Origin of the sequence: Sphingomonas sp. Leaf257 (genome assembly GCF_001422185.1) — a bacterium.
Lineage (GTDB): Bacteria > Pseudomonadota > Alphaproteobacteria > Sphingomonadales > Sphingomonadaceae > Sphingomonas > Sphingomonas yabuuchiae.
Genome location: NZ_LMMH01000034.1, coordinates 431,814 through 449,134 on the forward strand (window position 1 = coordinate 431,814; position 17,321 = coordinate 449,134).

Below are 17,321 nucleotides of genomic sequence, written 5' to 3' on the forward strand. Positions count from 1 at the left end.
CCCAGACAACAATAAGAGCGCGCGCGGTGGAGCGGCGAGTATTTTTTGGGGGATTTCAACATGTTGAGCTTCCGCGGCATGATCCTGACGGCGACCGCACTCGCCGGCATCCAGGGCACCGCTTTTGCGCAGACCGCGACGCCGTCTGCCGATGCACCGACCCAGACCGCATCGGGCAGCGACTCCAGTGATATTGTGGTCACCGGCATCCGCTCCAGCCTGCGCAACGCGATCAACGTCAAGCGCGAGGCCAACGCCGTCGTCGACGTCATCACCGCCGAGGACGTGGGCAAGTTCCCCGACCGCAACGTGGCGGAATCGCTGTCGCACATCCCGGGCGTCAGCATCGACCGCCGCTTCGGCGAGGGCGAAAAGGTCGCCATTCTCGGTACCGACCCGGCGCTGAACCGCATGCTGCTCGACGGCCATGCACTGGCCTCGGCCGACTGGGGCGGCAACGACAACGACCCGTCCAGCCGTACCTTCAACTATTCGCTGCTGGCCCCCGAACTGGTCGACCGGCTCGAGGTCTACAAGTCGCCGGAACCGCGCATCGAAGAAGGCAGCCTGGGCGGCACGGTCATCGTGCGCACCCGCCGTCCCCTGGACCTGGCACCCAATTCGATCTTCGCCTCGGGCGGCTATACGTACAACGACCGTTCCGAGAAGGGGAATGTCCGCGGTTCGGGTCTGTACAGCTGGCACAACGAAGCCGACAATTTCGGCTTCCTGGTCGCCGCGACCTATGACAAGCAGGCGCTGACCCGCGCGGGTGTCGAATTCTTCGGCTATGAGCGGGGCGACGAACGTTTCTTCCAGACACAGAAGAATGCAAAGAACGAAACGCTGCGCGGCGCCGATGGCCGTCCGCTGCTGATCAACGACGCCAGCGGACAGCCGCTGCTGCAGAACACCAGCGCCACCGTGACCGGCGGCACCCGGCAAGACCTGGCCAATGCCTATCTGCCCTTCGGCATCAATTATGCCTATTTCCAGCAGAGCCGCGAGCGCGCCAGCGTGTCGGGCACCGTGCAGTATCGCCCTGCCCCCAACCTGACGCTGGCCCTGAACGGGCTGCATATCGACGGCAACTACAACAATTACAGCCAATCCATGTACACCATCCCCGGTGCGTGGACCGGCAGCGTGCTGCAGACCGCCAATGTCGCCAACGGCGTCGTCAACTCGGCCAGCTTCGCGGCCGCGCCGAACCAGTCGGCGCAGCTCGATACGCTGGTCCGCAAGACCAAGCTGAAGACCGACAACCTGAACTTCTTTGCCGATTGGGAAGGCGATGACGGCACGAAGATCAACTTCGCGGGCGGCTGGTCGAAGGCGACCGGCGGGCGCAATCCCGAATATCTGTTCAACGTGCAGACCAAGCTGCCGTTCAACTATGCCTTCACGCCGACCTCGGCGACGGTGAACTTCACGGGCGACCTGACCAACCCGGCGAACTACTTCACCAACCCGAACAACAATCCCGCCCAGATCGAGGGCCGCCCGGTCGTCGTCAACGGCCAGCAGCTGAACGGCGCGCAGATCGGCGGCCTGGACTATAGCGTCACCACCGACCGCGACATCTTCGGCGGCTATGACGCGACCATCCCGGTCGAGTTCGGTCCGTTTAAGCAGATCCTGATCGGCAGCCGCGTGACCGACCACGTCAACCGCATCGACGGTCGTGGCATCAACACCTACAAGACCAGCTCGCAGACCGCCAACCAGCTGGGCGTCACCACGCTCGTCACGCCGGGCGGCGTCTTCGACGGCAGCGGCGGCATGGGCAATGCGACCCAGTATCTGAACCTGCCCGAGCAGGCGGTGATCGACATCCTCGCCAATTCGATCAACAGCCCACTGGTCACCAAGGTCGGCGCGTCGACCAAGGTTCGTGAGACGGTCATCGCGTCCTATGTCCAGGCCAATTTCGATGAAGGCGGCCTGCGCGGCAACATCGGCGGTCGTCTGGTCTACACCCGCGACCAGTCCAACTATGCCGTGACGCTGGCCAACACGGTCACCCCGGTGCCGGTGCCGACCACCACCACGACCGATTATCTGAAGTTCCTGCCCAGCGTGAACATCGCCTATTCGATCACGCCGGAATTCCTGGTCCGTGGCTCGGTCGCGCGGGTGATCTCGCGTCCGCGCTATCAGGATCTGGCGGCGGCGACCTCGCTCAACGACATCACGCTCGATGGCGGCGGCGGCAACCCGAACCTGAAGCCGTATGAGTCGACCAACTACGAACTGACGGCGGAATGGTATCCGCGCGCCGGCTCGCTGATCGCGGTCGAACTCTTCCGTCGCGACATCTCGAACTACATCATCAACACGCGTACCAACGCCGTGTTCTTCAACTCGCTGCAAAATCGCCTGACGACGTACAACGTCAACCAGCCGATCAATGGCGGCGCGGCGAAGGTGAACGGTGCGCTGGTGTCGGGCCAGACCGAAATCTGGGGCGGCTTCGGCATCCAGGCGAACTATTCGTACCAAGACAGCTCGACCTCGTCGGTCGACTCGTCGGGTGCGGCGCTGAACCTGCCGTATCTGTCGCGCCACACGGTCAACGTGATCCCCTATTTCGAAAGCGGGATCTTCCAGGCGCGCCTGAGCTACAACTACCGCTCGAGCTATTTCCGCACGATCGGCCGTCTGAACTCGCGCGAAATGGTCGCGCCGTACAGCCAGCTCGATTTCTCGGCGGGTGTGAACCTGACCAAGGAGATCACGCTGTCCGTCAACGCTCAGAACCTGCTCGACGAGACCTATTACCAGTATAACGCGACGCGCGACCGTCCGACCGCCTTCTACAAGAACGGCCGGACCTATGCCGCCTCGGTCGCGGTGCGGTTCTAAGCCACTCCTGCATCCCCTCCCGCAGGCGGGAGGGGACCGAGGGGAGGGAAAGGAGTCTCACAGAGACCAACACCCGTGGCCTGCCCTCCCCCATCCCAGTTTCAGGTAAACGATGCCCCGCATCGTTTAGGTCATGCCGGGGGCATGACCGACCTGAAACTCGCTTGCGGGAGGGGCGTGAAAAAAACAGCCCGCCGGTCCCTGAGGATCGGCGGGTTTTTCTTGTCCTGACTTCCCCGAGTCACGAAACTGCTGCGCGCCTGTCACCGATCTGCGACGCGGGCGTAACAGATGACGCCTATGACATCCGGAACGCCAAGCGTGGGGTTCCGACGATGCCGATGACCAGCATTCCGATCGATGGCTCGCTGCACGAAGACGCCGCCATCCTCGACTTCATCCCCCGCGCGCCGGTGACGCCGGAGCCCGAAGGCCATGAGCGCCGCCGTTACCGCACCATCTGGATCTCGGACGTGCATCTCGGCACGCGCGGCTGCAATGCCGAGATGCTGATCGACTTTCTGGATCATGTCGACAGCGAGACCATGTATCTGGTCGGCGACATGATCGACGGCTGGCGGCTGAAGAAGAAATTCTACTGGCCCGCCGCGCACAACGACGTGGTCTGGCGCCTGCTCAAGCGTGCCAAGCGCGGTACCCGCGTCGTCTATATCCCCGGCAATCACGACGAGATCTTCCGCCAGTTCACCGGCATGGATTTCGGCGGCATCGCCATCTGTCGCAAGGCGATCCACGAGACGGCGGACGGCCGCCGCCTGCTGGTCCTGCACGGTGACGAGTTCGACGCGATCACGCTGGCGCATCGCTGGCTCGCCCATGTCGGCGACTTCGCCTACACCGCGCTGATGGAGGTGAACCGCTGGGTGAACATCGTCCGGCGGTGGATGAAGCGTCCCTATTGGTCGCTGTCCAAGCACGCCAAGGCCAAGGTGAAGAACGCCGTCGCCTTCATCTCGCATTTCGAGGAAGTCGTTGCCCATGCGGCGGGCGCACGCGGCGTCGACGGGGTGGTGTGCGGCCATATCCACACCGCCGAAATCCGCGACATCAACGGCGTCACCTATTATAATGACGGCGACTGGGTGGAGGGCTGCACCGCGCTGGTCGAGCATTTCGACGGCACGATGGAAATCCTGCACTGGGGCGACGAGATGGAGGCCCGACGGAGCAAGCCGACCGTCGCCGCCATCGCCGCCTGATCGGGAAGGACAAGGCCGGATGCGGATCGCGATCGTCACCGACGCCTGGGCACCTCAGGTCAACGGCGTGGTCCGCACTCTGCAATCGGTGACGGGCGAGCTGCGCGCGATCGGCCATGAGGTCCGCGTGGTTTCCCCCGACCTCTTTGCCTCGATCCCCTGCCCCACTTACCCCGAAATCCGTCTGGCGCTGCCCGCCCCCGGTGCGGTCGGGCGGGCGTTGAGCGGGTTTGACCCCGACGCCGTGCACATCGCGACGGAAGGGCCGCTGGGGCTGCTCGCGCGGCGCTGGTGCCTGTCGCGCGGCCTGCCCTTCACTACCGCCTATCATACGCAATTCCCCGAATATGTGGCGGCACGGGTCAAGGCGGTCAGCCCGGAATTCGTCTGGCGCTATGTCCGCTGGTTCCACGCGCCGTCGACCGCGATCCTGGCCTCGACGCCCAGTGTGGCCGCGACGCTGGCCGAGCATGGCCTGCCGCAGAACCGGCATTGGGGACGCGGCGTCGACACCGCGCTCTTTCGGGCCGACGGGCCGCGTGACGAAATGGTCGCGGGGCTGCCCGGCCCAGTGCAGCTCTATGCGGGCCGGGTCGCCGTCGAGAAGAACATCGCGGCGTTTCTTGAGACACGGACGCCGGGCACTAAGGTCGTGGTCGGCGATGGCCCGGCCCGCGCGGCACTGGCCGAGCAATATCCCGATGTCCGCTTCCTCGGCGCCAAGTTCGGCGAAGATCTGGCCGCCATCTACCGTACGGCGGACGTCTTCGTCTTCCCCAGCCGGACCGATACGTTCGGGCTGGTGATGATCGAGGCGCTGGCCTGCGGAACGCCCGTCGCCGCCCTGCCGGTGCAGGGGCCGCTCGACGTTCTCAGCCCCGAGACCGGGGTGATGGATGAGGCGCTGGACCGGGCCATCGCGGGAGCCCTGACGCTCGATCACGCGACCTGCGCGGCTTATGGGCAGGGCTTTTCCTGGCGGGCCAGTGCCGAGCAGTTCCTGGGGGCCCTCGCCCCCATAGACCGCGAGTTGAAAGCGGCCGCCTGAACTATTCCTCCCCTGGAAGGGGATGTGGCAGGGCGCAGCCCTGACGGAGGGGTGTCACGCTATCGAGAGGGGGACACCCCTCCGACGCGCTTCGCGCGCCACCTCCCCTTGCAGGGGAGGAAATAAGACAGCATGGATCAACCCATAAAACCCGTTTAACGGGTTGAACGTCCCTTGCCGCGCATGTCATGGTTAACCCTCGCGCGATTCGTGTCGGCCTTGCCCCTCGCCTTTCGCTGATCTGCCGGTCGTGCCGCCTTGTCGCCATGGCCACTCCAACCGCTGCACCCGAAAGGTCCCCGATTGGACATCGTCACGCTTAGCCTGTTCCTGCTCCTCGCCGTGGTGTTGAGCGGGGTCGTTTCCCGCCTGTTGCCCTCGGCGCTTCCACGGCCACTCGTCCAGATCGCGCTCGGTGCGGTCATCGGCGGGATTGCGCAGATCCGCGTCGAACTCGACCCCGAAATCTTCTTCCTGCTCTTCGTGCCGCCGCTCCTTTTCCTTGACGGCTGGCGCATTCCGAAGGACGAGCTGTTCCGCGACGCGGGCGCGATTTTGGGGCTGGCGCTGGGGCTGGTGTTCCTGACGGTGCTGGGCATGGGGTTGTTCATTCACTGGATGATCCCCGCCATGCCCTATGCGGTCGCCTTTGCGCTGGCCGCCGTGGTGTCGCCGACCGACCCGATCGCGGTGTCGGCCATCGCGCAGAAGGTGCCGATCCCCAAGCGGATGATGCACATATTGGAGGGGGAGTCGCTGCTGAACGACGCCTCGGGCCTGGTCTGCCTGCGCTTCGCGGTCGCCGCCGCGCTGACCGGGGCCTTTTCGCTCACCCATGCAGGGCTGACCTTCGCATGGATGGCGGTGTCGGGCGTAGGGCTGGGCGTCGCCATCGCCTGGGGCACGATCACTGCCAAGAGCCTTTTCGCGCGGCGTTTCGGCGACGACAGCGGGTCGAACATCCTGGTCAGCCTGCTGATCCCCTTCGCCGCCTATCTGGTCGCCGAACATGTCGAAAGCTCGGGCGTGCTGGCGGCGGCGGCGGCGGGCATCGCCATGTCCTTCACCAACGTCTCGTCGGGCGTGAAGGCCGCCACCCGCATCCGGCGGCAGGCGGTGTGGGACATGCTGCAATTCACACTGAACGGCATCATCTTCGTGCTGCTGGGCGAGCAATTGCCGCAGGTGTTTGCTGGCGCGCGCGACACGGTGATGCTGACCGGACATGACAGTCTGTGGTGGCTGGGCCTGTACGTGCTGGCGATCGTCGCGGGGCTGGCGGCGCTTCGTTTCGCCTGGACCTGGGTCGCGCTACGCCTGACCCTGTTTCGCGAGCGGCATCTGCCCAACCGCACCAGCCCGCCGCGCCGGGTCATCACCGCCATGTCGGTGGCGGGCGCACGCGGTGCGATCACCCTGGCGGGTGCCCTGACCCTGCCGCTGACGCTGGGCGACGGCACGCCCTTTCCCGCGCGCGATCTGGTGATCTTCCTGGCATGCGGCGTCATCTTGTCCTCGCTGGTCATCGCCAGCCTGACCCTGCCGCTGCTGCTGCGTGGCCTCGCCCTGCCCGTCCAGGACGGCATGAGCGAACTGGACCATACCCGCGTCGCCGCCGCCAAGGCCGCCATCGCCGAGCTGGAGCGGCTTCAGCATGAAATGGCCGAGGGCCGCGACGATGCCGACCAATATGTCGAGATCGCCTCGCGCCTGAGGGACGGCTATCGCAGCCGGATCGACACGCTGGAGGGCGATGTCGATCCCGATGCCAAGCGGCTGGAGGATGTCGAGAGGCGGATGCGGCTGGCCGCGATCCGGGCCGAGCGACGGGTCGTGTTCGACTTGCTCAACGCGCGCGCCATCGGGTCGGAGACCGCGCAGCGACTGGGGCGCGAGCTCGACCTGGTCGATACCCGCCTGTCGGCGCAAAGCTGACCGCCGCGATGATCTTTGGCCTTGCGTCGAGCGGCGAATTATCGTGTCTCGTCAATGGGGTTTGCATCGATAAGGGGATAAGATGCAGGGGGACAAGATGCTGGGAGACGAGGCGAAGGCCTGTCTGAATTGCGGCACGGCGCTGGTCGGCCATTATTGTCACGCTTGCGGCCAGTCGTCGCACATCCACCGGACGCTGGGCGCGTGGTGGCATGATTTCAGCCATGGCGTCCTGCATATCGAGGGACAGGTGTGGCGGACGATGGCGATGCTCGTCATCAAACCCGGCGAACTGACCCGCCGCTATATCGCGGGCGAGCGACGGCGTTTCCTGTCCCCGCTGGCGCTGTATCTGTTCAGCGTCTTCCTGCTCTATATCGCCTATTCGGCCCTTGGGGGCTTTGCGACATTCCATGCACCCGGCACGCAGGAGGCCGCGACTGAGCTGCGCGCCGAAGTCGCCAAGGTCGACCAGCGGATTGCGGTGATCGACCGCGATCGCGCCGCGGCCGTCGCCGCCAAACGTGATACCGCCCTGCTCGACAAGGAACGGGCGGAGCTGGTCGACCAAAAGCAAGGCATGGACTTCACCGCCAGTGCCATGACGCTGGGTGCTGGAGACGAAGCCCATTCCAGTTCCGGTGAACATCAGGAGCAGGTCATCACCGGCTGGAAATCGCTGGATGCCAAGATCGTCCATGCCATTCGCGATCCCGAATTCCTCCTCTTCAAGATGGAGGCGAACGGCTATAAATTTTCCTGGGCGTTGATCCTGTTGTCGATGCCGTTCATGCGGCTGTTCTTCCTGTGGAAGCGCGGGCTGGCGATGTTCGACCATGCGGTGTTCGTCACCTATTCGCTCAGCTTCGTCAGCCTGCTGATGGTCGTGATGATCCTGTGGACGAAGCTGGCGCATCTGCCCGGCCTGGCGCTGCTGATGCTCGCCTTTCCCGTGCATCTGTTCCTTCAGATTCGCGGGGCCTATCGCCTGGGCCGGGTGTCGGGCCTGCTGATGACGCTGGTCGTCTCGGTTATGGCAGTGGCCGTTTTGCTGATCTGGATCATCGGGCTGCTCGCGCTGGGCATGGCGCATTGAGCCGCCAATCCATTGCAGGTGCAATGGGATAGAAAATCGTACCAGAAAATGGGTGGACGCCCCCCGTTGACCTCGCCATGATACCAAAACATACCATGAGAATACCGGCGCACGACAAGCCGGTGATGACGGGGGTGACGGATGGCGAGAAAGAGCCTGGCGCGATCGGGGACCTGCCCCGCCGTCGTCGCGCGTCCGCGCCGTGCGCCCCTTTCTGGTCCAAGCCATAGTCCTGCATCCTGTACGCGGTCGGCCCGACCCGGCGCAGCGGTGCCGCTTTCGGGGAAATCGCTGTGAAACATCGTCTCGGTCTGATCCTGGCCGCGCTCGCCCTGCCCCTGCCGATGGCGGCTCCTGCGCTGGCCGCGCCCAAGACGGTGGCGACGCTCGACCGGTGGCAGGTGCGGATCGACCCGAAGGACGCCGCCGCCGCCGGCGCGCACCCACAGGCGGCGAACTGGCTGGCCGCGACCGTGCCCGGCAGCGTGCAGCAAGATCTGATCGCCGCGAACATCGTGCCTGATCCCTATAAGGGCACGAACGAGGCCCCGATCCAGTGGGCGGGCCTGACCGGGTGGCAGTATCGCACCAATCTGGACGTGACGCCCGCCATGCTGGCCCGCGATCACCTGGACCTGGTGTTCGACGGGCTCGACACCTTCGCAACCGTCACGGTCAACGGCCAGCGCCTGCTGTCCGCCGACAACGCGCATCGCCGCTGGCGGGCCGATGCCAAGCCGCTGCTGAAGGCGGGCGCGAACGAGATCGTCGTCACCTTCGCCTCGCCGATCAAGACGCTCCAGCCGATGGTGCTGGCCGAGAAGCATCCGCTGCCCGGCGAATATGACTCGCCCTATGGCGACGAGCCCAAGGGCGTTCAGACCTCCCCCTATATCCGCAAGCCGAAATACCAATATGGCTGGGACTGGGCACCGCGCATCGTCAATGTCGGCATCTGGCGCCCCGCCCGTCTGGAAGCATGGGATGCCGCGCGCATCGACAATCTGCGCATCGAGCAGGAGGCGCTGACCGATGCCGAGGCGCGCATCCTAGCCCGTGCCTCAGTCGTCGCCGACCGCGCGCAGACGGCGCGGATGGACGTGACCGTCACCGGCCCCGATGGCAAGCGCATCAAGGTCCGCCGCGATGTCGCGCTCCAGCCGGGTGAGAATGAGGTGGTCGTCCCCGTCGCGATCACCAAACCGCAGCGCTGGCAGCCGGTCGGCTTCGGCGCGCACCCGCTCTATACCGTCAATGCCGCGCTGGCCGGGGCGGATGCGGTCGAGAAGCGCACCGGCCTGCGCACCGTCGAGCTGGTCCGGAAGGACGGCAGCTTCGGTCTGAAGATCAACGGCAATGTGATCTTCGCCAAGGGCACCAACGTCATTCCCTTCGACGCCTTTCCGTCGCGCGTCGCCGCTGCCACCGAGCGCCAGATGCTGGAAAAGGCGGTTGCGGCGAACATGAACATCGTCCGCATCTGGGGCGGCGGCTATTATCCCGAGCACAGCTTCTACGACGCCGCCGACGAACTAGGCCTGATGGTCTGGCAGGACTTCATGTTCGGCGGCGCGGTCACGCCCCCCGACGCCAAGTTCCGCGAGAATGTCCGTATCGAGGCCGAGGAGCAGGTCGCACGCCTGCAATCGCACCCCTCGCTGGTCATCTGGGCGGGCAATAACGAAGTGCTGTCCGGCTGGGAAAACTGGTCGGATCGCAAGGCGTTCAAGAAGGCGGTCGGCCCGGACGAGCAGGAGCGGATCGGCACCGGCATGGCGGTGCTGTTCGATCGCGTGCTGCGCGGAGCGGTGGTCAAGAATTCGCCCGGCATCCCCTATTGGCCGGGATCGCCCTCGACCGATTATGAGGGGCCGACCGACACCGACAAGGACGGCGACCGCCATTTCTGGGATGTCTGGTCGGGCTCCAAGCCGATCGAGCGCTATACCGATAGCTGCCCGCGCTTCATGTCGGAATATGGCTTCCAGGCCTTCCCCGACCTGTCGACCATCGCGACCTTCGCCGCGCCCGAGGACTTCCGCATCGACAGCCCGGTGATGAAGGCGCACCAGAAGTTCCTGGCGGGCGAAGGCAATGAGCGCGTTACCTTCTACCTGAAGCAGAATCTGCGCGATCCGCGTGACTTCGCCGATCTGGTCTATCTGTCCCAGGCGATGCAGGCCCGCGCCATCGGGTTAGCCGCGCGTCACCACCGCGCCTGCCGCCCGGTGACTTTGGGGTCGCTCTATTGGCAGCTCAACGACAGCTGGCCCGCGATCAGCTGGTCGAGCATCGACTGGACCGGGCATGACAAGATGCTCCAGCACGAGGTCCGCCGCTTCTTCGCACCCCAGACCATCGTTGCGGAGACCAAGCCCGGTGCGACGCGGATCGCCTTGGTGTCCGACGCCACGACGCCAAAGCCGCTCGGCTGGCGCGTCACCGGCTATGGCATGGACGGCCGCAAGCTGGGCTCGCAAAGCGGCAGCGTGACCATGGCCGCCGCTTCCGCCAGCGATGTCGCAACGATCCCCGACGCGACGCTGTTCGCGGGTGCCGCGCCGGAAAGCAGCTACGGCGTCGCCGAATTGTTCGACGGCGACAAGGTCGTCGCCCGCCAGATCATCGAGCGAAAGGTGCCGCGCGACATGCTCTACCCCGCGCCGGGCATCATCGCGCGCTGGGCGGGCAAGCAACTGACGCTGACCGCGCGCAACCTCGCGCGGCAGGTGCAGGTCAATTTCGGCACCACCGCCGCCGAACCGTCCGACGACGGTTTCGACCTGTTGCCTGGCGAGAGCATCACGCTCACCATTCAAAGCGACGCGGACGCCGCCACCCTGGCGCGCGAGCTCAAAATCTACACCCTCGGTCCGAAGGACGCCCAGTGATCCCGTTCCTCCTCCTCGCCGCCGCCGGTCAGGCCGCCACCCCCGCCCTTCCCCCGGAGGCGCAGAAGCTGACCGTCGCGCAAAAGGCGGCGCAGCTGGTCAACGAAGCCCCCGCCGAGCCCGCGCTGAACCTTCCCGCCTATGACTGGTGGAGCGAGGGACTGCACGGCATCGCGCGCAACGGGCCGTCGACCGTGTTCCCGCAGGCGATGGGCATGGCCGCGACCTGGGACCCCGCGCTGATCCAGAAGGTCGGCGATGTCGTCGCGGTCGAGGCGCGCGCCAAGTTCAATTCGCAGCCGCTGAACGCCGATCGCGGGCTGTACCAGGGGCTGACCATCTGGTCGCCCAACATCAACATCTTCCGCGATCCGCGCTGGGGCCGGGGCCAGGAAACCTATGGCGAGGACCCCTTCCTCACCAGCCGCATCGGCATCGCCTTCGTGCGCGGCCTGCAAGGCCCGGACCTGAAGCATCCCAAGGTCATCGCGACAGTCAAGCACATGGCGGTCCATTCCGGTCCGGAGGGCGGGCGCGACAGCTTCGACGTGATGGTGTCCCCGCGCGATCTGGAGGCGACCTACCTCCCCGCCTTCCGCGCAACCGTGACCGAGGGCAAGGCGCTGTCGCTGATGTGCGCCTATAACGCGATCCACGGCACGCCGGTCTGTGCCAACCCGATGCTGCTGACCCAGCGACTGCGCACCGACTGGGGCTTTAACGGCCTCGTCGTGTCGGACTGCGATGCGGTCGGCAATATCTGGATGTTCCACCATGCTCAGCCCGACGCGCCTGCCGCTGCGGCGGCGGCTTTGCGGGCGGGTACCGACCTGAACTGCGGCAAGGCCTATCTCTCGCTGCCGCAGGCGGTGGAGCGCGGCCTGATTACCGAAGGTGAGATCGACACTGCGCTGGCCCGCGCGCTGGCGGTGCGGCGGATGCTGACCGTGGATTCGCCCTGGAACCGGATCAAGGCGAGCGAAGTCGGCACCCCCGCCCACCGCGCGCTGGCGCTGGAGACAGCGCGCAAGGGCATCATCCTGCTCGACAATCCGAACGACATGCTGCCGCTCAAGGGCAAGACGCTCGCGGTGTTCGGCGCGGATGCCGATGATCTGGGCGTGCTGGAGGGCAATTATCACGGCACCGCCATCAACCCCGTCACCCCGCTCGACGGCATTCGCGCCAGGTTCGGCCGCAACGTCCGCTATGCGCAAGGGTCGGTGCTGGCCGAAGGCGCGTTCGTCGGCGTGCCCGACACCGCGCTGTCGGCGAACGGCAAGCCCGGCCTGACGGTCGAGACGGTGGGCGCGAACGGCCAATGGTCGGTCGCGGGCCAGGATCGCCGCATCGACTTCAACTACACCAAGACCGCGCCCTTCCAGCGCCGCTGGACCGGCACGCTGACCCCGCCGGGGCCGGGCCAGTACCGCTTGCGCCTCGACGGCCCCGCCTGCTGGCACGCCTGCCCCGCGCATGACGCGGTGAAGCTTTATGTCGACGACCAATTGGTCGTGGACGATGTGATCGGCGGCAAGAAGCTGGAAACCACGATCGACGGTTCCGCGCCGCGTCGTATCCGGGTCGAGATCGACCATAAGGGCGGCGACGAGGGCCTGCGCCTGCAATGGCTGCCGCCTGCCGAGGCGCTGACCGCCGAGGCACTGAAGGTCGCCGGGACCGCCGACGTGCTGATCGCGGTCGTCGGTCTGTCACCCGACCTGGAGGGCGAGGCGCTGGGCGTCTCGGTCCCCGGTTTCGCAGGCGGCGACCGGACCGAGGTCGTGCTGCCCGAGCCGCAGCGCAAGCTGCTCGCCGCGCTCCAGGCGACCGGCAAGCCGGTGGTCGCGGTCGTCATGTCGGGCTCGGCGGTGTCGCTGGGCGACTTCAAGCCCGCCGCGACGCTGGCGGCCTTTTATCCGGGCACCGAGGGCGGCACCGCGCTGGCCGAGATTCTCAGCGGTGACGTGAACCCCTCGGGCCGCCTGCCCGTCACCATCTATCAGTCGACCGCCGACCTGCCTGCCTTTGCCGATTACGGCATGAAGGAGCGCACCTATCGCTACTTCACCGGCAAGCCCGCCTGGGGCTTCGGCCATGGCCTGAGCTATACCAAGTTCGACTATGGCCAGCCGACCGTCAACGCCAGCGTCGCGGTGGGCCAGCCGGTCGATGTTGCGGTGCAACTGCGCAATATCGGCCAGCGCGCCGGTGAGGAAGTGACCCAGGCCTATCTGGTCCCGCCCGCCACCGACGAGAAGCTGGTGCTGACCGACCCCGTGCTGCAACGCCAGCTCGTCGGCTTCACCCGCGTTGCACTCAAGCCTGGTCAGGCGGGCACGGCGCGCTTCACCATCGATCCGCGCCTGATGAGCCAGGTCTGGCGCGACGGCACCCGCCGCATCCTGCCGGGCACCTACAAGCTCTATATCGGCGGCGGCCAGCCAGGTGACGGCGCTGGCCAGTGGACGCAGTTCACCGTGACCGGCACCGCGCAGGACCTGCCCAAATGACCCCGAACCGTCGTGAACTGATCGCCGGGGGCGCGGCGCTCGCCGCCGCCCCGGCCTTCGCCGCTGCGCCCGCCTTCCCCAGCAAGCGCCCGGCGGTCGCCGACCGCCGTTTCGTGTCCAAGGCGGTCGAGGCGGAGATCACCCGCATATCGAAGCTGATCGCCGATCCCGAACTCCGCTGGATGTTCGGCAACTGCTATCCCAACACGCTCGACACCACGGTGCTGTCGCTGGGCGAGGTGGGCGGCAAGCCCGACGCCTTCGTCATCACCGGCGACATCCCCTGCCTGTGGCTGCGGGACTCGGCGGCGCAGTTGCGACCCTATCTGCATCTCGTGAAGCGCGATCCGGCGCTGGGGCGGTTGTTCCGCGGGCTGATCGGGCGGCAGGCGCGTTCGATCCTGATCGACCCTTACGCCAATGCCTTCATGCAGGACCCGAACGCCAAGACGAACCTCAGCTGGGCGTTGAAGGACGATACCGACATGAAGCCCGGCGTCGCCGAGCGGAAATGGGAGATCGACTCGCTCTGCTATGCGATCCGGCTGGCGCATGATTATTGGCGCGAGACGGGCGACACGACGCCGTTCGACGCCGAGTGGAAAGCCTCGGCGCGCCTGATCGTGAAGACCTTCCGCGAACAGCAGCGGAAGGAAGGCTCCGGCCCCTATCGCTTCCGTCGCTCCGCGCCCGAGCCGACCGAGACGCTGTATCGCGGCTATGGCCTGCCGACGCGTCCCAACGGCATGATCCACTCGGGCTTCCGTCCCTCGGACGATGCCTGCCTCTACGGCCAGTTCGTCCCCGCCAACCTGTTTGCGATGACGACGCTGCGCGAACTGGCGGCGCTCTCGAACGCGGTCGGCGAGCCCGCGCTGGCACAGGACGCCACCACGCTGGCTGCCGAGGTCGAGGCTGCGCTCAGGCAGTTCGGTACGATGACACTGCCGAGCGGCGAGCGCGTCTGGGCCTATGAGGTCGATGGCTTTGGCAATGCCGTCTTCATGGACGACGCCAATGTGCCCTCGCTGTCTGGCCTGGCCTATCTCCGGTGCGTCAATGCAGCCGACCCGCTGTGGCAGCGCACCGTCGCAGCGTGCTGGAGCAAGGCCAATCCCTGGTATTTCGAGGGCAAGGCGCTGACCGGTATCGGCGGTCCGCATACCGGGCCCGGCCAGGTCTGGCCGATGTCGATCATCACCCGCGCGCTGACTTCGAGCGACCCTGCGCTGCTGCGGTCGAGCCTCGCGATGATCCGTGGGTCGCATGGCGGTACGGGCTTCATTCACGAAGGGGTCGATATCGACGATCCCGCCAAGTTCACACGCGACTGGTTTGCCTGGGCCAATGGCCTGTTCGGCGAGCTGATCGTCCATGTCGCGGCCACCCGGCCGGAAGTATTGCGGGAGACGTTCGCATGATTTTGACCCGCCGCTCGCTCCTCGCCGGGACCGCGATCGCCAGCCTGCCGATCGGTGGCGTCAGCGCCGCCGTGCCGATGCCGGTCGCCCGTCCCAATCTGTTTGTCGGGACCGGCGGTGACGGCCATACCTATCCGGGTGCGGTGATGCCCTTCGGCATGGTGCAGTTGAGCCCCGATACCGATGTCGAGCGCTGGGACACCTGTTCGGGCTATCATCACGGCGACGGCTCGATCATGGGGTTCAGCCATACCCATCTGTCGGGCACCGGCATCGGCGACATGCTGGACGTGCTGGTCGTGCCGACGCGCGGCGAGCTGAAGCTGGTCGCGGGGCCGCTCGCCAACCCCGAGGAAGGCTATCGCCAGCGTTATTCGGACGAACAGGCCGAGCCGGGTTATTACCGGGTGAAGCTTGAGTCCGGCGTGCTGGCCGAACTGACCGTGACCGAGCGGACGGGCTGGCATCGCTACACCTATCCCAAGGGGCCGGGTCATGTGCTGGTCGACCTGTCGCATCTCGTCCTCGACAAGAGCGACGCCAAGCCGCTGATCACCGACGCCGAACTGACCATCGAGCCCGATGGCACGATCACCGGTACCCGCCGCGTGTTCCGCTGGGCCAAGGGGCGCCGCATCTTCTTTGCGATGCAGCTGTCGAAGAAGCCTTCGCGCATCCAGCTTTACGGCGACGGCGACACGCCTGCGAACGGCACCGCCGTCAAGGGCAACCGCCTGAAGGCCGCCTTGTTCTTCGACGAACTGGGCGATGCGCCGCTGCTGATCCGCTGCGGCATCTCGGCGGTCGATGTCGCGGGTGCCAAGGCGAACCTTGCCGCCGAAGCGAAGCACTGGGACTTCGACCGCGTCCGCCGCGCCGCCATGACCCGCTGGGCCGAAACGATAGGCGGCGTCCGCGTCGAGGGCGGCACCCCCGACCAGCAGACGATCATGGCCTCGGCCAATTACCACACGCTGATCGCGCCGACGCTCTTCTCAGACGTCGACGGCCGTTACGTCGGGCTGGACGGACAGGTGCACAAGGCCCCCGCCGGGCAGTTCGCCTACAGCACCTTTTCCACCTGGGACACGTACCGGGCGCTCCACCCCTGGCTGATCCTGACCCAGCCCGCCCAGGCCAAGAAGCTGGTCGACGACATCATCCGCCAGACCCAGCAAAGCGCCTATGGCCCGCCGGTCTGGACGCTGCAGGGCAAGGAGACGGGGATCATGATCGGCTGGCATGGCACGCCGATCATGGCCGAGGCGATGGTGAAGGGCATTCCCGCCGACTATGCCGCCGCCTGGCCCGGCATCGCCAAGCGCAGCTTCGACTTCACCGCGCCCGACATGGACAATAGCAAGGGCCGCGACCTGTATGACGCCAAGGGCTATGTACCCGCGGACAAGTGGTTCGAGAGCGTCAGCCGGACGCAGGAATATGCCTATGACGACTGGGCCGCGTCGCACATCGCGCGTCGCGTCGGCAAGACCGCCGAGGCCGACCGGCTGCGCAAGCGCTCGGGCAACTGGCGCAACGTCATCGACCCCTCGATCAATTTCGCCCGTCCCCGCTTCAGCGACGGCAGCTGGTGGAAGGATTACGACCCCGTCCAGCTCGGCCACATGCCCAAGCCGTGGTGGCGCGATTATACCGAGGCGAATGGCTGGCAGGCGACCTTCCTCAACCAGCATGACGTCTATGGCCTGATCCACCACATGGGCGGCGACGCGAAGTTCGAGGCGAAGCTGGACGAGCTGTTCAGTGCGCCCTCGACCCTGCCCAAGAACGCGCCGCCGGACATTTCAGGCCTGGTCGGCCAATATGCGCATGGCAACGAGCCGGACCAGCATGCGGCCTATCTCTATGCCTATGTCGGTGCGCCGTGGAAAACCCAAGCCATGGTCCGCCGCCTGCTGACCGAGATGTACAAGAACGCGCCCGACGGCATCATCGGCAATGACGATTGCGGCCAGATGAGCGCGTGGTTCCTCTTCTCCGCGCTCGGCTTCTATCCGGTCGATCCGGTCAGCGGCGCGTACGTCTTCGGCGGGCCGCTGTTCGACCGGGCGCAACTGACGGTCGGGGCCGACAAGACGCTGATCGTCGAGGCGAAGGGCAATGGCCCGAACACGCCCTATATCCAGTCGGTGACCTGGAACGGCCGCCCCTGGACGAAGAGCTGGATCGACCATGCCACCCTGTCCAAGGGCGGCACCCTGTCCTTCACCATGGGCGCCAAGCCGAACCCCGCCTTTGGCCGCGATCCCAAGGATCGCCCGCCGTCCTTCGACCACCTGCCCGCCTGATCCCTCCCGGAGCCGAATTGACG

At 66.1% G+C, this 17,321-nt stretch carries 9 protein-coding genes; all 9 read left to right on the plus strand.

What is annotated here, in order from left to right:
* The first annotated feature begins 60 nt into the window (after window positions 1-60).
* The 9 genes from ASF14_RS17865 to ASF14_RS17905 all read left to right on the plus strand — a co-directional run bounded on the left by ASF14_RS17865 (window position 61) and on the right by ASF14_RS17905 (window position 17,298).
* Window positions 61-2,865 carry a TonB-dependent receptor gene (locus ASF14_RS17865; protein WP_056438196.1) on the plus strand — a complete coding sequence of 935 codons (2,805 nt, stop codon included), beginning with the start codon at window positions 61-63 and terminating at the stop codon, window positions 2,863-2,865.
* A 335-nt stretch (window positions 2,866-3,200) separates the two neighbouring features.
* Window positions 3,201-4,085: a UDP-2,3-diacylglucosamine diphosphatase gene (locus tag ASF14_RS17870; RefSeq protein ID WP_156361293.1), complete on the plus strand. Its 885-nt coding sequence runs from the start codon at window positions 3,201-3,203 to the stop codon at window positions 4,083-4,085.
* Between the two features lie 19 nt (window positions 4,086-4,104).
* Window positions 4,105-5,133 (plus strand): glycosyltransferase family 4 protein, encoded by a 1,029-nt coding sequence (locus ASF14_RS17875; protein ID WP_056438199.1) that lies wholly within the window; start codon window positions 4,105-4,107, stop codon window positions 5,131-5,133.
* A 303-nt stretch (window positions 5,134-5,436) separates the two neighbouring features.
* A complete protein-coding gene (locus ASF14_RS17880) occupies window positions 5,437-7,068 on the plus strand; it encodes a Na+/H+ antiporter (protein ID WP_056438202.1) in 1,632 nt (543 codons plus the stop codon).
* Between the two features lie 82 nt (window positions 7,069-7,150).
* Window positions 7,151-8,164: a DUF3667 domain-containing protein gene (locus ASF14_RS17885; RefSeq protein ID WP_056438204.1), complete on the plus strand. Its 1,014-nt coding sequence runs from the start codon at window positions 7,151-7,153 to the stop codon at window positions 8,162-8,164.
* 344 nt (window positions 8,165-8,508) lie between these two features.
* On the plus strand, window positions 8,509-11,055 hold the full coding sequence (locus ASF14_RS17890; protein WP_156361306.1) for a beta-mannosidase: 2,547 nt from the start codon (window positions 8,509-8,511) through the stop codon (window positions 11,053-11,055).
* The gene (locus ASF14_RS17895) at window positions 11,052-13,568 is read left to right on the plus strand and encodes a glycoside hydrolase family 3 C-terminal domain-containing protein (RefSeq protein ID WP_056438208.1); all 2,517 of its coding nucleotides are present in this window, start codon (window positions 11,052-11,054) and stop codon (window positions 13,566-13,568) included. Before ASF14_RS17890 ends, ASF14_RS17895 begins: the two co-directional genes overlap by 4 nt.
* Window positions 13,565-14,989, plus strand: coding sequence for a glycoside hydrolase family 125 protein (locus ASF14_RS17900; protein WP_056438212.1), 1,425 nt, complete (start codon window positions 13,565-13,567; stop codon window positions 14,987-14,989). The genes ASF14_RS17895 and ASF14_RS17900 overlap by 4 nt, the downstream gene beginning before the upstream one ends.
* The gene (locus ASF14_RS17905; RefSeq protein WP_056438215.1) at window positions 14,986-17,298 is read left to right on the plus strand and encodes a GH92 family glycosyl hydrolase; all 2,313 of its coding nucleotides are present in this window, start codon (window positions 14,986-14,988) and stop codon (window positions 17,296-17,298) included. The genes ASF14_RS17900 and ASF14_RS17905 overlap by 4 nt, the downstream gene beginning before the upstream one ends.
* Window positions 17,299-17,321: the final 23 nt, after the last annotated feature.